General features: G+C 46.8%; 23 protein-coding genes. 22 read left to right on the top strand and 1 reads right to left on the bottom strand.

Annotated elements, in window-relative coordinates:
- Positions 1 to 8 precede the first annotated feature (8 nt).
- The 4 genes from kefG (at position 9) to slyD (ending at position 3261) form a co-directional block, all read left to right on the top strand.
- Entirely contained in the window at positions 9 to 560 is a 552-nt protein-coding gene (gene kefG, locus VY86_RS06015; RefSeq protein WP_046974289.1) for a glutathione-regulated potassium-efflux system ancillary protein KefG, read from the top strand.
- Positions 561 to 562: 2 nt separating this feature from the next.
- Positions 563 to 2407: a glutathione-regulated potassium-efflux system protein KefB gene (kefB, locus tag VY86_RS06010; RefSeq protein WP_046974288.1), complete on the top strand. Its 1845-nt coding sequence runs from the start codon at positions 563 to 565 to the stop codon at positions 2405 to 2407.
- Complete coding sequence (locus VY86_RS06005) at positions 2391 to 2594, top strand: YheV family putative zinc ribbon protein (RefSeq protein WP_046974287.1); 204 nt, start codon at positions 2391 to 2393, stop codon at positions 2592 to 2594. The genes kefB and VY86_RS06005 overlap by 17 nt, the downstream gene beginning before the upstream one ends.
- An 88-nt stretch (positions 2595 to 2682) precedes the next feature.
- Positions 2683 to 3261, top strand: coding sequence for a peptidylprolyl isomerase (slyD, locus tag VY86_RS06000; RefSeq protein WP_046974286.1), 579 nt, complete (start codon positions 2683 to 2685; stop codon positions 3259 to 3261).
- A 117-nt stretch (positions 3262 to 3378) separates the two neighbouring features.
- Here slyD and VY86_RS05995 read toward each other — a convergent pair whose 3' ends face one another.
- A complete protein-coding gene (locus tag VY86_RS05995; protein WP_021322895.1) occupies positions 3379 to 3597 on the bottom strand; it encodes a protein SlyX in 219 nt (72 codons plus the stop codon).
- Between the two features lie 251 nt (positions 3598 to 3848).
- Between VY86_RS05995 and fkpA the strand changes: the two genes are divergently transcribed.
- The 18 genes from fkpA to rpoC all read left to right on the top strand — a co-directional run bounded on the left by fkpA (position 3849) and on the right by rpoC (position 23669).
- Positions 3849 to 4613, top strand: a complete 765-nt coding sequence (gene fkpA / locus VY86_RS05990; protein WP_046974285.1) for an FKBP-type peptidyl-prolyl cis-trans isomerase — start codon at positions 3849 to 3851, stop codon at positions 4611 to 4613.
- A gap of 285 nt (positions 4614 to 4898) precedes the next feature.
- Positions 4899 to 5624 (top strand): helix-turn-helix transcriptional regulator, encoded by a 726-nt coding sequence (locus VY86_RS05985; RefSeq protein WP_021322893.1) that lies wholly within the window; start codon positions 4899 to 4901, stop codon positions 5622 to 5624.
- The gene (gene tusD, locus VY86_RS05980) at positions 5624 to 6019 is read left to right on the top strand and encodes a sulfurtransferase complex subunit TusD (protein WP_036839754.1); all 396 of its coding nucleotides are present in this window, start codon (positions 5624 to 5626) and stop codon (positions 6017 to 6019) included. The genes VY86_RS05985 and tusD overlap by 1 nt, the downstream gene beginning before the upstream one ends.
- 9 nt (positions 6020 to 6028) lie before the next feature.
- Entirely contained in the window at positions 6029 to 6388 is a 360-nt protein-coding gene (tusC, locus tag VY86_RS05975) for a sulfurtransferase complex subunit TusC (protein ID WP_046974284.1), read from the top strand.
- A gap of 20 nt (positions 6389 to 6408) precedes the next feature.
- Positions 6409 to 6696, top strand: coding sequence for a sulfurtransferase complex subunit TusB (gene tusB / locus VY86_RS05970; RefSeq protein ID WP_046974283.1), 288 nt, complete (start codon positions 6409 to 6411; stop codon positions 6694 to 6696).
- Positions 6697 to 6830: 134 nt separating this feature from the next.
- On the top strand, positions 6831 to 7205 hold the full coding sequence (gene rpsL / locus VY86_RS05965; RefSeq protein WP_021322890.1) for a 30S ribosomal protein S12: 375 nt from the start codon (positions 6831 to 6833) through the stop codon (positions 7203 to 7205).
- Between the two features lie 96 nt (positions 7206 to 7301).
- The gene (rpsG, locus tag VY86_RS05960) at positions 7302 to 7772 is read left to right on the top strand and encodes a 30S ribosomal protein S7 (RefSeq protein ID WP_023044363.1); all 471 of its coding nucleotides are present in this window, start codon (positions 7302 to 7304) and stop codon (positions 7770 to 7772) included.
- Between the two features lie 80 nt (positions 7773 to 7852).
- Positions 7853 to 9961 carry an elongation factor G gene (gene fusA, locus VY86_RS05955; protein WP_046974282.1) on the top strand — a complete coding sequence of 703 codons (2109 nt, stop codon included), beginning with the start codon at positions 7853 to 7855 and terminating at the stop codon, positions 9959 to 9961.
- A 72-nt stretch (positions 9962 to 10033) separates the two neighbouring features.
- The gene (gene tuf, locus VY86_RS05950) at positions 10034 to 11218 is read left to right on the top strand and encodes an elongation factor Tu (RefSeq protein WP_046974281.1); all 1185 of its coding nucleotides are present in this window, start codon (positions 10034 to 10036) and stop codon (positions 11216 to 11218) included.
- A gap of 273 nt (positions 11219 to 11491) precedes the next feature.
- Positions 11492 to 11875 (top strand): preprotein translocase subunit SecE, encoded by a 384-nt coding sequence (secE, locus tag VY86_RS05945; protein WP_021322887.1) that lies wholly within the window; start codon positions 11492 to 11494, stop codon positions 11873 to 11875.
- A gap of 1 nt (position 11876) precedes the next feature.
- The gene (gene nusG, locus VY86_RS05940) at positions 11877 to 12422 is read left to right on the top strand and encodes a transcription termination/antitermination protein NusG (RefSeq protein WP_011144820.1); all 546 of its coding nucleotides are present in this window, start codon (positions 11877 to 11879) and stop codon (positions 12420 to 12422) included.
- 36 nt (positions 12423 to 12458) lie between these two features.
- A complete protein-coding gene (locus VY86_RS26170; RefSeq protein WP_267481835.1) occupies positions 12459 to 12587 on the top strand; it encodes a hypothetical protein in 129 nt (42 codons plus the stop codon).
- Positions 12580 to 13008, top strand: a complete 429-nt coding sequence (rplK, locus tag VY86_RS05935; RefSeq protein WP_021322885.1) for a 50S ribosomal protein L11 — start codon at positions 12580 to 12582, stop codon at positions 13006 to 13008. The genes VY86_RS26170 and rplK overlap by 8 nt, the downstream gene beginning before the upstream one ends.
- Before the next feature lie 3 nt (positions 13009 to 13011).
- Entirely contained in the window at positions 13012 to 13713 is a 702-nt protein-coding gene (gene rplA / locus VY86_RS05930) for a 50S ribosomal protein L1 (protein ID WP_046974280.1), read from the top strand.
- Between the two features lie 310 nt (positions 13714 to 14023).
- Complete coding sequence (gene rplJ, locus VY86_RS05925) at positions 14024 to 14521, top strand: 50S ribosomal protein L10 (protein WP_046974279.1); 498 nt, start codon at positions 14024 to 14026, stop codon at positions 14519 to 14521.
- Positions 14522 to 14584: 63 nt separating this feature from the next.
- A complete protein-coding gene (gene rplL, locus VY86_RS05920) occupies positions 14585 to 14950 on the top strand; it encodes a 50S ribosomal protein L7/L12 (RefSeq protein WP_046974278.1) in 366 nt (121 codons plus the stop codon).
- Positions 14951 to 15289: 339 nt separating this feature from the next.
- Positions 15290 to 19318: a DNA-directed RNA polymerase subunit beta gene (rpoB, locus tag VY86_RS05915; RefSeq protein WP_046974277.1), complete on the top strand. Its 4029-nt coding sequence runs from the start codon at positions 15290 to 15292 to the stop codon at positions 19316 to 19318.
- A gap of 130 nt (positions 19319 to 19448) precedes the next feature.
- Complete coding sequence (gene rpoC / locus VY86_RS05910) at positions 19449 to 23669, top strand: DNA-directed RNA polymerase subunit beta' (RefSeq protein WP_046974276.1); 4221 nt, start codon at positions 19449 to 19451, stop codon at positions 23667 to 23669.
- Positions 23670 to 23736: the final 67 nt, after the last annotated feature.

The following is a 23736-nucleotide window of genomic DNA, read 5'->3' as shown; positions in this document are numbered from 1 at the left end:
AGGGAACGATGTTACAGCCGCCTAAAGTCCTGCTGCTGTATGCCCATCCTGAGCCACAGGATTCAGTAGCAAATCGCGTTTTGTTGCAACCTGTGCTGGATTTAGAGCATGTTACGGTTCACGACTTATATAGAGCTTATCCAGATTTTTTTATTGATGTTCACCATGAGCAACAACTGCTTCGTGAACATCAGGTGGTTGTCTTTCAATATCCATTATATACCTACAGTTGTCCGGCTTTATTAAAGGAGTGGATGGATCGCGTGCTGACGCGGGGGTTTGCCAGTGGTACCACCGGGTTGGCATTACAGGGGAAATATTGGCGTTCAGTGATCACAACCGGAGAACCGGAAGGCGCTTTTCGGGCTGATGGTTATAACTTCTATCCGATGGAAGAGATTCTTCGCCCTTTTGAACTGACAGCATCCATGTGCCGTATGCATTGGTTATCACCGATCATTATTTATTGGGCACGTCGTCAAAAACCTGAGCTTCTTGCCATCCATGCTAATGCTTATCGTGAGTGGCTTAAATCGCCATTATCATTAGGAGGGCTATAGCTATGGAGCATTCAGCGCAACTCAGCGCCGGGGTATTGTTTTTATTTGCTGCGGTAGTGGCAGTGCCTATCGCACAGAAATTCAGGATTGGGGCAGTATTAGGTTATTTGTTTGCCGGGATTGTCCTTGGCCCGTGGGGGCTCAGTTTTATCAGGGATGTTGATGATATTCTTCATTTCTCTGAACTGGGGATCGTTTTCCTGATGTTTATCATCGGTCTTGAACTTAACCCTTCTAAACTCTGGCAACTCAGGCGATCGATTTTTGGTGTCGGTGCAGCCCAGGTTATTTTCACCGCAGGTGTGCTGGCTGGGCTGTTATATCTGACAGATTTTTCGTGGCAGGCGGCGGTTATCGGTGGTATCGGGATGGCGATGTCCTCAACAGCAATGGCTCTGCAACTGATGAAAGAGAAGGGGATGAACCGCAATGAAGGCGGGCAGCTTGGTTTCTCTGTTTTGCTGTTTCAGGATATGGCTGTGATCCCAGCTTTGGCATTGATCCCGCTTCTGGCAGGTGAAACAGCATCCAGTGACTGGTATCGGATAGCGTTAAAAATAGCCGCTTTTGCCATCATGTTGCTGGGTGGCCGTTATCTGTTACGTCCGTTGTTTCGTTTGGTCGTCAGAGCTGGAGTACGTGAGGTGTTTACTGCGGCGGCATTATTGGTAGTGCTCAGTTCGGCGCTGTTTATGGAAGCGCTGGGTTTTTCTATGGCACTGGGAACCTTTATCGCCGGGGTATTGCTGGCAGATAGTGAATATCGCCATGAGCTGGAAATCTCCATAGAACCGTTCAAGGGATTACTGCTAGGACTGTTTTTTATTTCGGTAGGTATGTCCCTGAATCTGGGGGTGCTACTGATACATTTGTCCGATGTATTACTTGGCGTATTGGCTTTGGTCATGGTGAAAGGCGTTGTTCTTTATCTCATCGCATGGATTGCGGGTTTACGGGGTTCATCCTGCTTGCAATTTTCCGGTGTTCTCAGCCAGGGCGGGGAATTTGCCTTTGTTCTGTTTTCTGCCGCACTAGGCCAAAATGTACTCAATAGCGGACAGATGGCTTTGTTACTGGTTGTGGTGACGATATCAATGATGACAACGCCGCTTGTGATGCAGTTGATAGATGCTATTTTGGCACGTCGTTATAATGCCCTGGATGAGACGGAAGAACAGCCATTTGTGGAAGATAACGACCCACAAGTGATTTTAGTTGGTTTTGGCCGGTTTGGGCAGGTAATAGGCCGTCTTCTGATGGTGAATAAAATCCACATAACAGTGCTGGAGCGTGATGTCAGTGTTGTGAGTACCATGCGGCGTTATGGCTACAAAGTTTATTATGGTGATGCGGTTGAATTGGAATTGCTGCGTTCGGCAGGGGCGGATAAAGCTAAAGCGATTGTTATTACCTGTAATGAGCCGGAAGATACCATGATGATCGTTCATTTATGCCAAAAACATTTCCCGAATCTGCATATTATGGCGCGGGCCAGAGGACGCCTGGAAGCGCATGAACTGCTACAGAATGGTGTAGAAAATTTCACCCGCGAAACTTTCTCCAGCGCATTGGAATTGGGCCGTAAGACGCTGGTCGGACTGGGAATGCACCCGCATAAGGCTTATCGTGCAAAACATCATTTTCAGCGGTTGGATATGCGAATGCTGAGAGAATTGATGCCACAGCTACAGGGTGATGTGGCTCACATATCCCGTATAAAAGAGGCACGACGGGAATTGGAAGAGTTGTTCGAACGGGAAATGCTGAATGAGCGTCTTCAACCGGATGGTTGGAATGAACACGAACATATGAATAGTCGCGGAGCAAATGATGACAGTAAGTCGTAAAAGATTTATTGCTGGTGCTGTCTGCCCTGAATGTCACTCTCAGGATACGCTGGCAATGTGGCGGGAAGATCAGGTGGATGTGGTGGAATGTGTCCATTGTGATTATCAACAACGCCAAACTGATGAGAAAGTGGCCTCTCATGTGAGAAAACAGGAGCAGGTTATTGGTATTTTTACACCACAATAATTGTGTGAATTTTAATGTGGGTGGGTACAGAGGCTTAGAATTCCGCTACAATCGGTAAAAATTTTTAGACCCACGGGTAGGAGATGTCATGAAAGTAGCAAAAGACTTGGTAGTCAGCCTGGCTTATCAGGTAAGAACGGAAGATGGTGTTTTAGTTGATGAGTCACCGGTGAGTGCGCCGTTGGACTATCTGCATGGCCGTGGTTCATTGATCAGCGGTTTGGAAAAAGCGCTGGAAGGCCGTGAGGCTGGTGAGAATTTTGATGTCAGCGTACAGGCTGATGATGCCTATGGTCAGTATGATGACAATTTGGTTCAGCGTGTGCCAAAAGATGTATTTGTTGGTGTTGATGAATTGGAAGTTGGCATGCGTTTCCTGGCTGATACCGACATGGGACCGGTACCCGTAGAAATCACTGCGGTTGAAGATGAGCACGTTGTGGTTGATGGTAACCATATGCTGGCTGGTCAGAATCTGAAATTCAATGTTGAAGTTATTGCTATCCGCGAAGCGACCGAAGAAGAACTGGCTCATGGTCATGTTCACGGCGCGCATGGTCACGAACATGGTGAAGGTGGTTGCTGTGGTGGTCACGGCCATGACGATGGTCATCATCATCACCATAATGAAGGGAATGGGTGCTGCGGCGGCGGTAGCTGCCATTGATAGATTAAAGCGGGTTATCAGGCTTTAATCTTCAAAAAAGCGGGGCAAGCTTGGGAGAGTCGGTTTCTCTTACTTGCCCTGTGTATTGTGACTGGTTGTTTTTTTACTTAGTTAAAATCAGTAATGAGGTGGTGGCGTTTCTTCAGACTGTGAAGCGACCATTGATGGTTGAGTGGCTTTCAATCGTTCTGTCATCAACCGCAAATGCTCCCTTAACTTAGCCATCTCCATTTGCTGCTCAGTAACCACCTCGTTCAACTCTTCGATAGTTATTTCCTGAAAGGCAACTCGGCTTTCCAAATGCTCAAGCCGTTGCTCAAATTCTGACAGATCCATGATTTTCTCCCGTTTCAGGTCGTGTATGACTTGTGTTAGACACCTCATATTAATTAAGAGTAACCTATTATGCCCAGAATATTCTGTGAAATAGGGTTGTTATGAAACCTCTTTTCATTCATGTTGTCTTAACAGTTTTGGGGCACTAAAAAGCAGCAAATATTGTGTTGTGCTCCTGTAGACAGTTATAGTGACTTGATTGCATAACTTTTGCTGACGGTAAATATCCCCCAAAGCTATTGGAGAAACAGATGAAATTATTGTTTAAAGTTACCTTGCTTGCTGCCACATTGGCGATGGCTTTCAGCGCTCCTCAGGCGTTGGCTGCTAAAGCGGATAGTCAGAGCAGTACAGAATTGAATAGCGCATTTAAAACAGAAGATCAGCAAAATTCTTATGCTCTGGGCGCATCTTTAGGGCGTTATATGGAAAACACCCTAAAAGAGCAGAAATCTCTGGGTATCCCATTGGATAAAGATCAATTGTTGGCGGGTGTACAGGATGCCTTTAATAACAAGAGCAAACTGAATGACAGCGAAATTGAAAATACTTTGCGTGCATTTGAAGGCAAAGTGAAGTCTGCGGCTGAAGCTAAGATGGAAAAAGAAGCCAGCGATAATGAAGCTAAGGGTGCTAAATATCGTGAAGCTTTTGCTAAGGAAAAAGGCGTCATTAAGAGCAAAACCGGCCTTTTGTATAAAATAGAAAAGGAAGGGAGTGGTAAAAAGCCTGCGGCAAGTGACACTGTCATCGTAAACTATAAGGGAGCGTTGATTGACGGTAAAGAGTTCGACAGTTCATATAAACGTAATGAACCACTTTCTATTCGTCTGGACGGTGTTATCCCTGGTTGGACAGAAGGTTTGCAAAATGTGAAAAAAGGCGGAAAAATCAAACTGGTTATTCCACCAGAGCTGGCCTATGGTAAGGCTGGTGTTCCAGGCATTCCTGCAAACTCTACATTAGTGTTTGATATTGAGCTGCTGGATGTGAAAGCGGATACCAAAGCTAAGTAAGCTATTCACTAAGTATCTTTGATGAATGTGGATAAAACCGTTGGTAGAGATTCTGTCAACGGTTTTTTGTTACTGAAAGCTGTGATATAGGCCAAATGTCTGAATAGCTATGGCTTGACGATGATGTAATGTGGTTTTAACGTCAATATTTGATGTGAATGAAAAGATCTTTGGCTGAGATCTCTGTTAAGCTGCAATAGTTGAATTTTCACAAGAAATTTTTATACGTTTATCACGTTGTGTTTTTAGCAAGACCTTGTCTGCGTTTGAAGGATGGTGTATTTAATGTCTAACCCGTTATTATCTGGTGATATCAATGATATCGATTTATTGGAAAACCAACCGTTTACTGAAACGGATCGCGAAATTTTAAAATCTTATGAAGCCGCAGTTGATGGCTTGGCTATGCTGATTGGTGGGCATTGCGAGATTGTCCTTCATTCACTGGAAGATCTTAAATGTTCAGCGGTCAGAATAGCTAATGGAGAACATACAGGTCGTAAAATAGGTTCACCTATCACTGATCTTGCGTTGCGTATGTTACATGACATTACAGATGAAGACTGTAGTGTATCCAAAGCCTATTTTACCCGAGCGAAAAGCGGCTCATTGATGAAGTCAGTCACTATTGCGATCCGCAACCGGAATCGCAGAGTGATCGGCCTCTTGTGCATTAATATGAATCTTGATGTCCCTTTCTCTGAAATAATTCAGACATTTATTCCAGAGGAAACCCATGACGTTGCACCAACAAATGTAAACTTTGCATCATCCGTGGATGATTTGGTTGCGCAAACGCTGGAATATACTATTGAAGAAGTTAATATTGATCGCAATGTATCTAATAATGCAAAGAATAGACAGGTGGTTCTGAATCTCTATGAGAAAGGCATTTTTGATATTAAAGACGCAATTAATCAGGTTGCTGAGCGTTTAAATATTTCTAAACATACTGTTTACCTCTATATTCGCCAGTTTAAAAATGGGGAATGCTTAGGGCCCGAACGGTAATGTCTTCGCTGTCTTATTGTCTGCTGGTAACGGGGCCTGCGTATGGTACCCAGCAAGCCAGCAGTGCTTACCAGTTCGCGCAAACTTTGATTGCGATGGGACATAAACTGAATACCGTATTTTTTTATCGGGAAGGGGTTTATAACGGTAATCAATTGACCACGCCAGCCAGTGATGAGTTTAATTTGGTTAACGCGTGGCAGATGATGGCAACAGAGCATCGGTTTGGCATACATATTTGTATTGCCGCCGCTCTTCGCCGTGGTGTCCTTGATACGCAGCAGGCGAATGAATTGAATTTACCTGTTGCAAACCTGGCTGAAGGGTTTGAATTAAGTGGATTGGGAACGCTCGCTGAAGCCATGTTGACTTGTGATCGTGTGGTGCAATTCTGAGAGGCAAAAATGAAAAGAATTGCTTTTGTCTTTACAAAAGCACCTCATGGTGATTCTAGCGGCAGAGAAGGTTTAGATGCATTATTGGCAACCTCGGCATTAACAGAAGAGATTGGTGTATTTTTTATTTCTGATGGTGTGCTGCAACTCCTGCCGGATCAGCAACCTGACAGGATTCTCGCCAGAAACTATATTGCTACGTTTAAAGTCTTGCCTCTGTACGATATTGAAAAATATTATTTGTGCCAGGAAGACCTTATCATGCGTGGGTTAAGCGCAGTCCGCAGTTGTATTCTGGATGTGGAAGTGATACCCGCAAAAGCGATTCGTGAAAAACTGGCTGGCTATGATGTGGTGCTGACATTCTGAGCGATTGGAAGGACGATGATATGCTATATACTGTTGGCCGATCCCCTTATCAATGTGATTTCAATGTGATATTCAATCTGCTTACCAGTGGTGATGACATATTGTTTATTCAGGATGGTGTACTGGCAGGCATTGATGGTAATTGCTATCTTCCGGCTTTAATTAGTCATGGCGTTACATTGTATGTTCTGAAAGAAGATATTGAGGCGCGGGGATTGACAGGTCAGATTTCGGACAAAGTGCAAGTTATCGACTATACTGACTTTGTTAACCTGACGGTAAAACACCATCAACAATTCGCCTGGTAGTCAGAGAAAATGTATATTTCTTGACACCCCGGCGAGTCAGCCATAAAATTCCGCGTCCTCGTGTTTTGCCGTCAGGGCAGACAAGAGATTTTATCCGTGTTTACGAAGCAAAAAAACCAGGAGTTTTTTTAATAATGGCAACTATTAACCAGCTGGTGCGCAAACCCCGCAGCATGAAGGTTGCAAAAAGCAACGTTCCTGCTCTGGAGGCTTGCCCACAGAAGCGTGGCGTATGTACTCGCGTATATACCACCACTCCTAAAAAACCAAACTCCGCACTGCGTAAAGTATGCCGTGTGCGTTTGACTAACGGTTACGAAGTTTCTTCCTACATCGGTGGTGAAGGCCACAACTTGCAGGAACACTCCGTAATTTTGATCCGTGGCGGTCGTGTTAAAGACTTGCCAGGTGTGCGTTACCACACTGTGCGTGGTGCACTGGACTGTTCCGGTGTTAAAGACCGTAAACAAGGTCGTTCTAAGTACGGTGCGAAGAAGCCAAAGGCTTAATGGTTCTCCGTTAAGTAAGGCCAAACATTTTCACTTTAATGTCAAAATAAACTCGTAGAGTTTTGGACAACCCTGAATTCGAAACGGAGTATTTCCATGCCACGTCGTCGTGTAATTGGTCAGCGTAAAATTTTGCCAGATCCAAAGTTCGGATCTGAATTACTGGCCAAATTTGTCAATATCCTGATGGTAGATGGTAAAAAATCTACTGCGGAAGCAATTGTATATAGTGCGCTTGAGACCCTGGCTCAGCGTTCTGGTAAAGAACATCTGGAAGCGTTTGAACTCGCACTGGATAACGTGCGTCCAACCGTGGAAGTTAAATCTCGTCGTGTTGGTGGTTCTACTTATCAGGTTCCAGTTGAAGTTCGTCCGGTTCGTCGTAATGCTCTGGCAATGCGCTGGATCGTTGAAGCTGCTCGTAAACGCGGTGATAAGTCTATGGCCCTGCGCCTGGCGAACGAACTATCTGACGCAGCCGAGAATAAAGGCTCTGCTGTTAAGAAACGTGAAGACGTTCACCGTATGGCAGAAGCTAACAAGGCGTTCGCACACTACCGTTGGTAATTCCATCGTAGTGATGATGCCCTGGGTGGCAGCTCTGCCACCCAGATTTAAATTGAACGTCCTAGGAATAGAGGAATCAAATGGCTCGTACAACACCCATTGCACGCTACCGTAACATCGGTATCAGTGCACACATCGACGCCGGTAAAACCACCACTACCGAACGTATTCTGTTCTACACTGGTGTAAACCATAAGATCGGTGAAGTTCATGATGGCGCTGCTACTATGGACTGGATGGAACAGGAGCAGGAGCGTGGTATTACCATCACCTCCGCAGCAACAACTGCTTTCTGGTCAGGTATGGCTAAGCAGTTTGACGCGCACCGTATCAATATCATTGACACCCCAGGGCACGTTGACTTCACTATCGAAGTAGAACGTTCCATGCGTGTTCTTGACGGTGCGGTCATGGTTTATTGTGCGGTTGGTGGTGTTCAGCCACAGTCTGAAACCGTATGGCGTCAGGCGAATAAATATAAAGTTCCACGTATTGCGTTCGTTAACAAAATGGACCGTATGGGAGCGAATTTCTTACGCGTTGTTGAGCAGATCAAAACTCGTTTGGCTGCAAACCCAGTACCTCTGCAATTGGCAATTGGTGCAGAAGATGGCTTCACCGGTGTTGTTGACCTGGTGAAAATGAAAGCTATCAACTGGAACGAGGAAGATCAGGGAACTTCCTTCACTTATGAAGATGTTCCGGCTGATATGCAGGATCTGGCTGAAGAATGGCGTAACAACTTGGTTGAAGCCGCTGCGGAAGCATCAGAAGAGCTGATGGAAAAATACCTCGGCGGTGAAGAGCTGACTGAAGAAGAGATCAAAGCTGGCCTGCGTCATCGTGTTCTGACTAACGAAATCATCCTGGTTACCTGTGGTTCTGCATTTAAGAACAAAGGTGTTCAGGCAATGCTGGATGCCGTTATTGAGTACCTGCCGGCACCAACTGACGTTGAATCTATTAAAGGTCTTCTGCCAGATGGTAAAGATACCCCGGCAGAGCGTCATTCTGACGATAACGAACCGTTCTCGGCACTGGCGTTTAAAATCGCTACTGACCCATTCGTTGGTAACCTGACCTTCTTCCGTGTCTACTCTGGCGTGGTTAATTCCGGTGATACCGTTCTTAACCCAGTGAAAGACAAAAAAGAGCGTTTTGGCCGTATCGTTCAGATGCATGCTAACAAGCGTGAAGAAATCAAAGAAGTTCGCGCAGGCGACATCGCAGCTGCGATCGGTCTGAAAGACGTGACTACCGGTGATACTCTGTGTGATATCAGTTCTCCAATCATTCTGGAGCGTATGGAATTCCCAGAGCCGGTAATCTCTGTTGCGATTGAGCCAAAAACTAAAGCCGACCAGGAAAAAATGGGTATCGCTTTAGGTCGTCTGGCTCAGGAAGACCCATCATTCCGCGTGTCTACCGATGAAGAATCCGGCCAGACTATTATCGCGGGCATGGGTGAGCTTCACCTGGACGTTCTGGTTGACCGTATGCGTCGTGAGTTCAAAGTTGAAGCGAACGTCGGTAAACCTCAGGTTGCTTACCGTGAAACCATCCGTACTACTGTTGAACAAGAAGGTAAATTTGTTCGTCAGTCTGGTGGTCGTGGTCAGTTTGGTCACGTATGGCTGCGTATTGAGCCAATGGAAGCAGGTGGCCCAGGCTACCAATTCGCTAACGAAATTGTTGGCGGTGTTGTTCCTAAAGAATATATCCCCGCGGTAGATAAGGGTATTCAGGAGCAAATGAAAAATGGTGTTCTGGCCGGTTACCCGATTGTTGACGTTAAAGTGGCATTGTTCGATGGTTCTTACCACGAAGTTGACTCCTCTGAAATGGCGTTCAAAATCGCAGGTTCTATGGGCTTCAAAGAAGGCTTCATGAAAGCGAAACCAGTTCTGCTGGAACCTATCATGAAAGTTGAAGTTGAAACTCCAGAAGACTATATGGGTGACGTTATCGGTGACCTGAACCGTCGCCGTGGTATGATTGACGGTATGGAAGATCTTGCTACCGGTAAAATCGTACGTGCTCAGGTACCATTATCTGAAATGTTTGGTTATGCTACTGACCTGCGTTCTCAGACCCAAGGTCGTGCTTCTTACTCCATGGAGTTCCTGAAGTACAATGAAGCGCCGAGCAACGTCGCTCAGGCTATTATCGAAGCTCGTAAAGCCAAATAAGCTTTTCGGGTTTAATATCTAGATTTAGCTCCCTCCCCATATAACGAGGGAGCGATATTAAGGAATAGAGTCGTGTCTAAAGAAAAATTTGAACGTAAAAAACCGCACGTTAACGTTGGTACTATCGGCCACGTTGACCATGGTAAAACTACCCTGACTGCTGCCATCACTACTGTACTGGCTAAAACCTACGGTGGTAACGCTCGTGCATTCGACCAGATCGATAACGCGCCGGAAGAAAAAGCGCGTGGTATCACCATCTCTACTTCTCACGTAGAATACGATACCCCAAGCCGTCACTATGCGCACGTTGACTGCCCAGGCCACGCCGACTACGTGAAAAACATGATCACCGGTGCTGCCCAGATGGACGGCGCGATCCTGGTAGTTGCAGCAACTGATGGTCCAATGCCACAGACTCGTGAGCACATCCTGTTAGGCCGTCAGGTAGGCGTTCCTTACATCATCGTGTTCCTGAACAAATGTGACATGGTAGACGACGAAGAGCTGCTGGAACTGGTTGAGATGGAAGTGCGTGAGCTGCTGTCTCAGTACGATTTCCCAGGCGACGACACGCCGGTAATCCGTGGTTCTGCCCTGAAAGCACTGGAAGGTGACGCAGAGTGGGAAGCGAAAATCATTGAACTGGCTGATGCCCTGGATAGCTACATTCCAGAGCCAGAGCGTGCTATTGACCAGCCATTCCTGCTGCCAATCGAAGACGTATTCTCTATTTCAGGCCGTGGTACTGTCGTTACCGGTCGTGTAGAGCGCGGTATCGTTAAAGTGGGTGAAGAAGTTGAAATCGTGGGTATCAAAGATACTGCGAAAACAACTTGTACCGGCGTAGAAATGTTCCGCAAACTGCTGGACGAAGGCCGTGCGGGTGAGAACGTGGGTGTTCTGCTGCGTGGTACTAAACGTGATGAAATCGAACGTGGTCAGGTACTGGCAAAACCAGGTTCAATCAAGCCACACACCACTTTCGAATCAGAAGTTTATATTCTGAGCAAAGACGAAGGCGGCCGTCATACTCCGTTCTTCAAAGGCTACCGTCCACAGTTCTACTTCCGTACAACTGACGTGACCGGTACTATCGAACTGCCAGAAGGCGTAGAAATGGTGATGCCAGGTGATAACGTTCAGATGGTCGTTACCCTGATTGCACCAATCGCGATGGACCAGGGTCTGCGCTTCGCAATCCGTGAAGGTGGCCGTACAGTAGGTGCTGGTGTTGTTGCTAAAGTTATCGCATAATTTTTTGATGTGATTACTCTAAAAGGGCATCAACTGATGCCCTTTTTGTACGTTGTTTTATAAGAACCTATCTCATCAATAGTTGTTTTTAATTATTGGTGAGATAGGCTCTGATACAACGAATTGGCTATATATCTCTCAGATATACAATGTCATACTGAATTATGGCGCCAAGTCAGATACAATCACTCAAATTTTTTGGTTCGGTCTGATTTGTTTTGCTCTTGCGAGGCAAGCTGGCTATCTATTTAAATCATAGTTACAGGTTGGTTTATGAGTGCGAATAGCGATGCTCAAGAAAGCAGGCGCGGTCTTGAGGTAATGAAATGGCTATTAGTGGCAGCTTTATTAACGGCTGCTATCGTTGGTAACTACCTTTATCGGGAGTATAGCCTTCCTTTGCGCGCGATAGCGGTTGTTGTTATTGTTGCTCTTGCGGGAGCGGTTGCGCTCTGGACAGCTAAAGGTAAAACCACACTGGCTTTTGCCCGTGAAGCTCGCGTTGAAATGCGCAAAGTCATTTGGCCAACTCGCCAGGAAGCGTTGCACACAACTTTGATTGTGGCGGCAGTGACTGCATTGATGTCTTTGATCCTCTGGGGTCTTGACGGCATCCTGGTGCGTTTAGTTTCATTTATTACAGGCCTGAGGTTCTAAGATGTCGGATTCCCCAAAAAAACGTTGGTATGTCATACAGGCATTCTCCGGGTTTGAAGGTCGTGTTGCACAATCTTTACGTGAACATATCAAACTGCATGATATGGAAGATTCTTTTGGCGAAGTGATGGTGCCAACAGAGGAAGTTGTCGAGATTCGTAGCGGCCAGCGTCGCAAAAGTGAACGCAAATTCTTCCCTGGGTATGTACTGGTACAAATGATTATGAACGATGCAACATGGCATCTTGTTCGCAGCGTACCGCGTGTCATGGGTTTTATCGGTGGCACATCTGACCGCCCGGCACCAATCAGTGATAAAGAAGTTGATGCGATTATGAATCGTCTTCAGCAGGTTGGTGATAAACCACGGCCAAAAACATTGTTCGAACCAGGCGAAATGGTCCGTGTCAGCGATGGTCCATTTGCAGACTTCAATGGTGTTGTGGAAGAAGTCGACTACGAGAAAAGCCGCTTGAAGGTATCGGTTTCTATCTTTGGTCGTGCTACACCAGTTGAGCTGGATTTCAGTCAGGTAGAGAAAGCTTGATTTTTTAGGCATATCTTTTGCTGGCTTGCAATAGGCGTGAAATTAACATACAATTTCGCGCCTTTTGTTTTTAGTGGTCTGGCCCGAGAAGGCGGGACTGAAATGACAGGGGAGCCTTTTGAACAAGGCGATATCACCCACACAGAGGAAATTATCAATGGCTAAGAAAGTACAAGCCTATGTCAAGTTGCAAGTTGCAGCTGGTATGGCTAACCCAAGCCCTCCAGTAGGTCCTGCTTTAGGTCAGCAGGGTGTTAACATCATGGAATTCTGTAAGGCGTTCAATGCTAAAACTGATAGCATTGAAAAAGGCTTGCCAATTCCTGTTGTGATCACTGTTTATTCCGATCGCTCGTTCACTTTCGTTACCAAAACCCCACCAGCCGCTGTTCTGCTGAAAAAAGCCGCTGGTGTTAAATCAGGTTCCGGCAAACCGAATAAAGATAAAGTTGGTAAAGTAACCAGCGCGCAGATTCGTGAAATTGCTGAAACTAAAGCTGCGGATATGACTGGTGCTGACGTTGACGCAATGATGCGTTCAATTGAAGGTACTGCTCGTTCCATGGGCCTGGTAGTGGAGGGTTAATCGATGGCTAAACTGACCAAGCGCATGCGCACAATTCGTGAAAAAGTTGATGCAACTAAACAGTATGACATTAACGAAGCCGTTGTTCTTCTGAAAGAGCTGGCAACTGCTAAATTCGTAGAAAGCGTTGACGTTGCTGTTAATCTCGGCATCGACGCTCGTAAATCTGACCAGAACGTACGTGGTGCAACTGTATTGCCTCACGGTACTGGCCGTTCCGTTCGCGTAGCTGTATTTACCCAGGGTGCAAACGCTGAAGCTGCTAAAGCAGCTGGCGCTGAACTGGTGGGTATGGAAGACCTGGCTGAACAGGTTAAAAAAGGCGAAATGGACTTTGACGTTGTTATCGCATCGCCAGATGCAATGCGCGTTGTTGGCCAATTAGGTCAAATCCTGGGCCCACGTGGTCTGATGCCAAACCCTAAAGTAGGTACTGTAACACCTAACGTCGCTGAAGCTGTTCAGAATGCTAAAGCAGGCCAAGTTCGTTACCGTAACGATAAAAACGGCATTATCCACACCACCATTGGTAAAGTTGACTTCGACGCTGACAAGCTGAAAGAAAACCTGGAAGCTCTGCTGGTTGCGCTGAAAAAAGCAAAACCATCTTCTGCTAAAGGTATTTTCATTAAGAAAGTTAGCTTGTCCACTACTATGGGCGCAGGTGTAGCGATTGACCAGGCTGGTCTGAGCGCTTCAGTTTAATTTGAACTGAATGTGATTATCGCTTTACCTTGGCGTCAGATTTGTCTAAAATTTGGCGCCTTATGTTTGGCTGATAGATTATTTATTAGCTAAACAAACAATTTTTCGGTTGGAGCTTGGCCTAATCCAAGCCCCGTCCAAGACCGCAGGTGTAAGTGATTACTTAATATCCCTGCGTAGACGGTGACAGAGCCAAATGAAATTTATTTCTGGATTCTGCTCACCGTGTTTTAGAGCTCAGACACCTTGTTGGTGTTATGAGTGATGTGAGTTCCGGGTTCTTCCCGGTTAATCCAGGAGCAAGAAGCTAATGGCACTAAATCTTCAAGACAAACAAGCGATTGTTGCTGAAGTCAGCGAAGTAGCCAAAGGCGCGCTGTCTGCGGTTGTTGCGGATTCCCGTGGCGTTACTGTAGGTAAAATGACTGAACTGCGTAAAGCAGGTCGCGAAGCTGGCGTTTATATCCGTGTTGTTCGTAACACACTGATCCGCCGTGCTGTTGAAGGTACTGCATATGAGTGCCTGAAAGAAGCGTTTATTGGTCCAACCTTGATTGCTTTCTCTAACGAACATCCGGGCGCAGCTGCTCGTCTGTTCAAAGAGTTCGCGAAAGCGAATCCAGCATTCGAGATTAAAGCAGCAGCCTTTGAAGGTGAGTTTATTTCCGCGGCCAATATTGACCGTCTGGCGACACTCCCAACTTACGAAGAAGCAATCGCACGCCTGATGTCAACCATGAAAGAAGCCGTTGCAGGCAAACTGGTTCGTACACTGGCAGCGTTACGCGAGCAGAGAGAAGCAGTTTAATTGCCAATTTCCTTCGTTGCTTTTTAACGTATAAATTATTTCTGAATTTTAGGAACACTTGTTATGTCTATCACTAAAGAACAAATTCTGGACACAGTTGCAACAATGTCCGTCATGGATGTTGTTGAACTGATCTCTGCAATGGAAGAAAAATTCGGCGTTTCTGCTGCTGCGGCTGTAGCTGTAGTTGCCGGTGCTGCTGAAGCTGTTGAAGAGCAAACCGAGTTTGACGTTGTTCTGTCTTCTATCGGCGGTAACAAAGTTGCTGTTATCAAGGCAGTACGTGGCGCAACTGGTCTGGGTCTGAAAGAAGCGAAAGACCTGGTTGAAAGCGCTCCAGCTGTACTGAAAGAAGCTATCAGCAAAGATGACGCTGAAGCACTGAAAAAATCTCTGGAAGAAGCTGGTGCTTCTGTTGAGATTAAGTAAGTTCAGTTTTGAGTTAGCAGCCTGACTTTAAAGGCTGACGGCTGGTGATTTATTGATCACCAGCCTTTTTGCGCTGTAGGGCATTAGCAGCATTTCCACTGTTTGACTGTTAATTAACCCCCAAATACTTTTTCCTATTGACGACTTAATATACTGCGTTCTCAGCTACGATCCACTCGGGTAGCTCGGTAGTAAGGTAGCGCAATGAAATGATTTAAGAGTAATAGTAATGGGTATTACAGAAAATAATTCAATTTTCTGTTCGAAAAAACAGTGTCGTAAAGAGCTGTCCTTTAGGGCGGACAGAGTGGGTCACTGATCAGCGAGCTGAGGAACCCTATGGTTTACTCCTATACCGAGAAAAAACGTATTCGTAAGGATTTTGGTAAGCGTCCACAAGTTTTGGATGTACCTTATCTCCTTTCTATCCAACTTGACTCGTTCCAGAAATTTATCGAGCAAGATCCAGAAGGCCAGAATGGTTTAGAAGCGGCATTCCGTTCTGTATTCCCAATTCAGAGCTACAGTGGCAGTTCGGAGCTGCAATACGTTAGCTACCGTCTTGGTGAGCCAGTGTTTGATGTTAAAGAGTGCCAGATTCGTGGTGTCACTTATTCTGCACCTCTGCGCGTTAAACTGCGTCTGGTCATCTATGAACGTGAAGCACCGGAAGGCACGGTCAAAGACATCAAAGAACAAGAAGTCTACATGGGTGAAATTCCACTCATGACTGACAACGGTACTTTTGTTATCAATGGTACTGAGAGGGTTATTGTCTCCCAGTTACATCGTAGTCCTGGTGTATTCTTTGACAGCGATAAGGGTAAAACTCACTCATCCGGTAAAGTGCTGTATAACGCACGTATTATCCCTTACCGTGGTTCTTGGTTAGATTTCGAATTCGATCCAAAAGATAACCTGTTTGTACGTATTGACCGTCGCCGTAAATTGCCGGCAACGATTATTCTGCGTGCAATGGATTACAGCACTGAAAACATCCTGAATCTGTTCTTCAGTAAGACTGTTTTCGAAATTCGTGACAACAAACTCCAGATGACACTGGTGCCAGAGCGTCTGCGTGGTGAAACGGCTTCTTTTGATATTGAAGCAAACGGCAAAGTTTATGTTGAAAAAGGCCGTCGTATTACCGCACGTCATATCCGCCAGTTAGAAAAAGACGAAGTGAACCGTATTGAGGTTCCGGTTGAATACATCGCGGGTAAAGTTGTTGCAAGAGATTACATTGATGTCAACACAGGTGAAATTATCTGTGCGGCTAACATGGAACTCTCTTTGGATCTGCTGGCACGTTTGAGCCAGGCTGGTCATAAATCTATCGAAACCCTGTTTACCAACGACTTGGATCACGGTGCATATATCTCCGAGACTCTTCGTGTTGACCCAACCAATGATCGTTTGAGCGCTTTGGTTGAGATTTATCGCATGATGCGTCCTGGTGAGCCGCCAACGCGTGAAGCAGCAGAAAATCTGTTTGAAAATCTGTTCTTCTCAGAAGATCGTTATGATCTTTCTGCGGTTGGCCGTATGAAATTCAACCGTTCGCTAAGCCGTGAAGAAGTTGAAGGCTCTGGTATCCTGAGTAAAGATGACATCATTGATGTTATGAAGAAACTCATTGATATCCGTAACGGTAAAGGCGAAGTCGACGATATTGACCACTTAGGCAACCGTCGTATCCGCTCTGTGGGTGAAATGGCGGAAAACCAATTCCGTGTTGGTCTGGTACGTGTTGAGCGTGCGGTTAAAGAGCGTCTGTCTCTGGGTGATCTGGATACCCTGATGCCTCAGGACATGATCAACGCCAAGCCGATTTCAGCCGCGGTGAAAGAATTCTTTGGTTCCAGCCAGCTGTCTCAGTTTATGGACCAAAACAACCCGCTTTCTGAAATCACTCACAAGCGCCGTATTTCTGCATTAGGCCCAGGTGGTTTGACCCGTGAGCGTGCGGGCTTCGAAGTGCGTGACGTACATCCAACTCACTATGGCCGTGTATGTCCAATTGAAACCCCGGAAGGTCCGAACATCGGTCTGATTAACTCATTGTCTGTTTATGCGCAGACTAACGAGTATGGTTTCCTTGAAACCCCATACCGTCTGGTTCGTGATGGTGTTGTAACTGATGAAATTCATTACTTGTCTGCGATTGAAGAAGGTAACTTCGTTATCGCACAGGCAAACACCGTATTGGACGATGAAGGTCACTTCGTTGAAGATTTGATAACCTGCCGTAACTATGGCGAATCCAGTTTATTCAACCGTGAACAGGTTGAATATATGGACGTTTCCACTCAACAGGTGGTTTCCGTCGGTGCTTCCTTGATCCCATTCCTGGAACACGATGACGCAAACCGTGCATTGATGGGTGCAAACATGCAACGTCAGGCTGTTCCTACACTGCGCGCTGACAAGCCGCTGGTAGGTACAGGTATGGAACGTGCTGTAGCGGTTGACTCAGGTGTAACTTCCGTTGCTAAACGTGGCGGCGTGGTTCAGTACGTTGATGCATCCCGTATCGTTATCAAAGTAAACGAAGACGAAATGTATCCGGGTGAAGCAGGTATCGATATCTATAACCTGACTAAATACACCCGTTCTAACCAGAACACCTGCATTAACCAAATGCCATGTGTTTCTCTGGGCGAACCCGTAGAACGCGGTGACGTACTGGCTGACGGTCCATCCACTGACTTGGGTGAATTGGCGTTAGGTCAGAACATGCGCGTAGCGTTCATGCCGTGGAATGGTTATAACTTTGAGGACTCCATCCTAGTTTCTGAGCGTGTCGTTCAGGAAGATCGCTTTACAACCATTCATATCCAGGAACTGGCTTGTGTGTCTCGTGATACCAAATTAGGGCCTGAAGAGATCACAGCTGACATTCCTAACGTGGGTGAAGCTGCACTCTCCAAACTGGATGAATCCGGTATTGTTTATATTGGTGCAGAAGTTACCGGCGGTGACATTCTGGTGGGTAAAGTGACACCTAAAGGTGAAACTCAGCTGACGCCGGAAGAAAAACTGCTGCGTGCTATCTTCGGTGAAAAAGCGTCTGATGTTAAAGACTCTTCTCTGCGCGTACCAAATGGCGTATCCGGTACGGTTATCGATGTACAGGTATTTACCCGCGACGGCGTCGAAAAAGATAAGCGTGCTCTGGAAATCGAAGAGATGCAACTGCGTCAGGCTAAGAAAGACCTGACAGAAGAGTTGCGAATCTTTGAAGCTGGCTTGTTTGCCCGTATCCGTTCTGTCCTGATTTCTGGCGGCATCGAAGCTGAGAAATTGGATAAGCTGCCTCGTGAGCGTTGGTTAGAACTGGGTCTGGCTGATGAAGAAAAACAGAATCAGTTGGAACAGTTGGCTGAACAGTATGACGAACTGAAAACTGAGTTCGAGAAAAAACTGGACGCTAAACGTCGTAAGATCACTCAGGGTGATGACTTAGCACCGGGTGTGCTGAAAATCGTTAAAGTTTATCTGGCGGTTAAGCGTCAGATTCAGCCTGGTGATAAGATGGCGGGTCGCCACGGTAACAAGGGTGTTATCTCCAAGATCAATCCGATCGAAGATATGCCTTACGATGAAAACGGTACGCCGGTAGATATCGTACTGAACCCACTGGGCGTACCATCACGTATGAACATTGGTCAGATCCTGGAAACTCACCTGGGGATGGCTGCGAAAGGTATTGGTGACAAGATTAACGCGATGCTGAAACAGCAGCAGGAAGTCGCCAAACTGCGTGAATTTATCCAGAAAGCTTATGACCTGGGTGATGAAACCCGTCAGAAAGTTGATCTGAACACTTTCTCTGATGAAGAAGTTATGCGTCTGGCAGAAAACCTGAAAAAAGGTATGCCAATTGCAACACCAGTATTTGATGGTGCGAAAGAGAAAGAAATTAAAGAGCTGCTGAAACTGGGTGACTTGCCGACTTCTGGGCAAATTACTCTGTTTGATGGTCGTACTGGTGAGCAATTCGAACGTCAGGTTACAGTTGGCTACATGTATATGCTGAAACTGAATCACCTGGTGGATGACAAAATGCATGCTCGTTCAACTGGTTCGTACAGCCTGGTTACTCAGCAACCGTTGGGTGGTAAGGCGCAGTTCGGTGGTCAACGCTTCGGTGAGATGGAAGTGTGGGCATTGGAAGCATATGGTGCCGCGTACACCTTGCAGGAAATGCTCACCGTCAAGTCCGACGATGTTAACGGCCGTACCAAGATGTATAAAAACATCGTGGATGGCAACCACCAGATGGAACCAGGAATGCCGGAATCCTTCAACGTACTGTTGAAAGAGATCCGCTCTCTGGGTATTAACATCGAGCTGGAAGACGAATAAACCGTATTCCCGCTGGTACTGCCCTGAATGGATATGACGGGCAGTTTACCAGCCAGTGGTTGCACTGGTCATAGGGGAGAGCGGCATGGGCCGCTCTCCTGACAGGTCTAACTCCGACAGGAGCCATTTCGTGAAAGACTTATTGAAGTTTCTGAAAGCGCAAACTAAGACCGAAGAGTTTGATGCGATCAAAATTGCTCTGGCCTCACCAGATATGATCCGCTCGTGGTCATTCGGTGAAGTGAAAAAGCCGGAAACGATTAACTACCGTACGTTCAAACCTGAGCGTGACGGCCTTTTCTGTGCCCGTATTTTCGGGCCGGTAAAAGACTATGAGTGCTTGTGTGGTAAATACAAGCGCTTAAAACACCGTGGTGTGATTTGTGAGAAGTGTGGCGTAGAAGTTACCCAGACTAAAGTTCGTCGTGAGCGTATGGGTCACATCGAGCTGGCTTCTCCAACGGCACACATTTGGTTCCTGAAATCATTGCCATCCCGCATCGGTTTGTTGCTGGATATGCCACTGCGTGATATTGAGCGCGTACTGTACTTCGAATCCTATGTGGTTGTAGAAGGCGGTATGACCAGCTTGGAGCGCAGTCAAATCCTGACAGAAGAACAATATCTGGATGCACTGGAAGAGTTCGGTGATGAATTTGATGCGAAGATGGGTGCGGAAGCTATCCAGTCTTTGCTAAAAAATCTCGATCTGGAAAATGAGTGTGAAACTCTGCGTGAAGAGTTAAATGAAACTAACTCTGAAACTAAACGTAAGAAGTTGACCAAGCGTATTAAGCTGTTGGAAGCCTTTATTCAGTCCGGTAACAAGCCCGAATGGATGGTTCTGACCGTTCTGCCAGTTCTGCCACCTGATTTACGTCCACTGGTTCCATTGGATGGCGGCCGTTTTGCAACGTCGGATCTGAACGATCTGTATCGTCGTGTTATTAACCGTAACAACCGTTTGAAACGCCTGCTGGATCTGGCTGCGCCGGATATCATCGTTCGCAACGAAAAACGTATGTTGCAGGAAGCAGTCGATGCTCTGTTAGATAACGGTCGTCGCGGTCGTGCAATTACCGGTTCTAACAAACGTCCTCTGAAATCCCTGGCTGACATGATCAAGGGTAAACAGGGTCGTTTCCGTCAGAACCTGCTGGGTAAACGTGTTGACTACTCAGGCCGTTCTGTCATCACCGTAGGCCCTTACCTGCGTCTGCATCAGTGTGGTCTGCCTAAGAAGATGGCGCTGGAACTGTTCAAGCCATTCATCTATGGCAAGCTGGAACTGCGTGGTTTAGCGACTACGATTAAAGCAGCCAAAAAGATGGTTGAGCGTGAAGAGGCGGTGGTATGGGATATCCTGGATGAAGTGATTCGTGAACACCCGGTTCTGCTGAACCGTGCACCAACACTTCACCGTTTGGGTATTCAGGCATTCGAACCGGTTCTGATCGAAGGTAAAGCGATTCAGTTGCACCCATTGGTGTGTGCGGCATATAACGCCGACTTCGACGGTGACCAGATGGCTGTTCACGTACCGCTGACTCTGGAAGCCCAGCTGGAAGCGCGTGCATTGATGATGTCGACCAACAACATCCTGTCTCCTGCAAGTGGTGAGCCGATTATCGTGCCATCTCAGGACGTTGTTCTGGGTCTGTATTACATGACTCGTGACTGTGTTAACGCTAAAGGCGAAGGCATGGTGCTGACCGGGCCTAAAGAAGCAGAACGCGTATACCGCGCAGGTCTGGCTTCTCTGCATGCCCGTGTTAAAGTTCGTATCTCAGAAGAAGTGAGAGATGGCGAGGGTAATATCACCACCAGCACGGGTCTGGTTGATACGACTATTGGTCGGGCAATCCTGTGGATGATCGTCCCAAGAGGTCTGCCTTACTCTTTGGTTAACCAGCCACTGGGTAAAAAAGCTATCTCCAGAATGCTCAATACTTGCTACCGTGTGATGGGCCTGAAGCCAACGGTTATCTTCGCTGACCAGATCATGTACACCGGTTTTGCCTACGCTGCACGTTCAGGTGCATCTGTTGGTATTGATGACATGGTTATCCCAGAGAAAAAAGCTGGGATCATTATGGAAGCAGAAGCAGAAGTTGCTGAAATTCAGGAACAGTTCCAATCTGGTCTGGTAACAGCTGGCGAACGTTATAACAAGGTTATCGATATCTGGGCCGCAGCAAACGAGCGTGTTGCTAAGGCGATGATGGAAAACCTGTCCACTGAGACAGTCATTAACCGTAACGGCGAAGAGGAACAACAAGTCTCTTTCAACAGCATCTTTATGATGGCTGATTCCGGTGCGCGTGGTTCTGCCGCTCAGATCCGTCAGTTGGCGGGGATGCGTGGCCTGATGGCTAAACCAGACGGTTCCATTATCGAAACACCAATCACCGCGAACTTCCGTGAAGGCTTGAACGTACTCCAGTACTTCATCTCAACCCACGGTGCCCGTAAAGGTTTGGCGGATACCGCATTGAAAACGGCGAACTCTGGTTATCTGACCCGTCGTCTGGTTGACGTGGCACAGGATCTGGTTGTTACAGAAGACGACTGTGGTACGCACGAAGGTATTCTGATGACGCCGGTTATTGAAGGTGGTGATGTTAAAGAGCCACTGCGTGAGCGTGTACTGGGTCGTGTAACGGCAGAAGATGTTCTGAAGCCGGGTACGGCTGACATTCTGGTTTCACGTAACACCTTGCTGAACGAGAAATGGTGTGATCTGTTAGAAGAGAGCTCTGTTGACAGCATTAAAGTACGTTCCGTTGTAAGTTGTGAAACTGACTTTGGTGTTTGTGCGAACTGTTATGGCCGTGACCTTGCCCGCGGACACATCATCAATAAAGGCGAAGCTGTTGGTGTTATTGCAGCGCAATCAATCGGGGAGCCGGGTACACAGCTGACGATGCGTACGTTCCACATCGGTGGTGCGGCATCTCGTGCGGCAGCGGAATCTAGCATTCAGGTTCGTAACAAAGGTAGCCTGAAACTGTTTAACGCGAAATCCGTTACCAACTCCGCAGGTAAGCTGGTGATTACTTCCCGTAACACCGAACTGTGCCTGATCGACGAATTTGGCCGTACTAAAGAAAGCTATAAAGTGCCTTACGGTGCGGTATTGGGTAAAGGTGATGGCGAAGCAGTTAACGGCGGCGAAACCGTTGCTAACTGGGATCCACATACCATGCCAGTAGTCAGTGAAGTATCCGGTATCATCCGTTTCGCTGACATGGTAGATGGCCAGACCATTACCCGTCAGACGGATGAGTTGACAGGTCTGTCTTCACTGGTTGTTCTGGATAGTGCAGAGCGTACCGGTAGTGGTAAAGACTTGCGTCCGGCACTGAAAATCGTTGATGCCAAGGGTGACGATGTATTGATCCCAGGTACTGATATGCCTGCTCAATATTTCCTGCCAGGCAAAGCAATTGTTCAGTTAGACGATGGTGTCAGCATCTCTGCGGGTGATACGTTAGCGCGTATTCCTCAGGAATCCGGCGGTACGAAAGATATTACCGGTGGTCTGCCACGCGTAGCCGACCTGTTCGAAGCGCGTCGTCCGAAAGAGCCTGCAATCCTGGCCGAAGTCAGTGGTATCGTCTCCTTTGGTAAAGAAACCAAGGGCAAACGCCGTCTGGTTATCTCCCCATTAGATGGTGGTGATGCTTACGAAGAGATGATCCCTAAATGGCGTCAGCTCAACGTATTCGAAGGTGAAGTTGTTGAGCGCGGTGATGTGATCTCCGATGGTCCAGAGTCTCCACATGACATCTTGCGTTTGCGTGGCGTTCATGCGGTTACCCGTTACATCACCAACGAAGTTCAGGAAGTTTACCGCCTGCAAGGGGTTAAGATTAACGATAAACACATTGAGGTTATCGTTCGTCAGATGCTGCGTAAAGCAACCATCGAAAATGCAGGTAGTTCTGAATTCCTGGAAGGCGAACAGGTTGAATATGCCCGCGTTAAAGTGGCAAACCGTAAGCTGGAACAGGAGGGTAAAGTCCCTGCAATTTATGGACGTGATCTGTTGGGTATCACTAAAGCGTCTCTGGCAACTGAATCCTTCATCTCTGCGGCATCGTTCCAGGAAACGACCCGCGTGCTGACTGAGGCTGCGGTTGCGGGTAAACGTGATGAACTGCGTGGCTTGAAAGAAAACGTCATCGTTGGTCGTCTGATCCCAGCGGGTACGGGTTATGCTTACCATCAGGATCGTATGCGTCGTCGTCAGTTGAATGAGTCTTCTGAAGCACCACAAGTGAGTGTAGATGAAGCAACTGCAAACCTGGCAGAACTATTGAATGCCGGTTTTGGCGGCGATAAGAAGTAATTCTTAGAACACGCTAGCTAACTAAATGCCCTCCTTTTGAGAGGGCATTTCAACTTATTGATAACGT

The sequence above is a fragment of the Photorhabdus thracensis genome (assembly GCF_001010285.1).
Lineage (GTDB): Bacteria > Pseudomonadota > Gammaproteobacteria > Enterobacterales > Enterobacteriaceae > Photorhabdus > Photorhabdus temperata.
The sequence above is the reverse complement of the archived record's forward strand: the minus strand, read 5'-3'. Positions and strand labels throughout refer to the sequence as shown.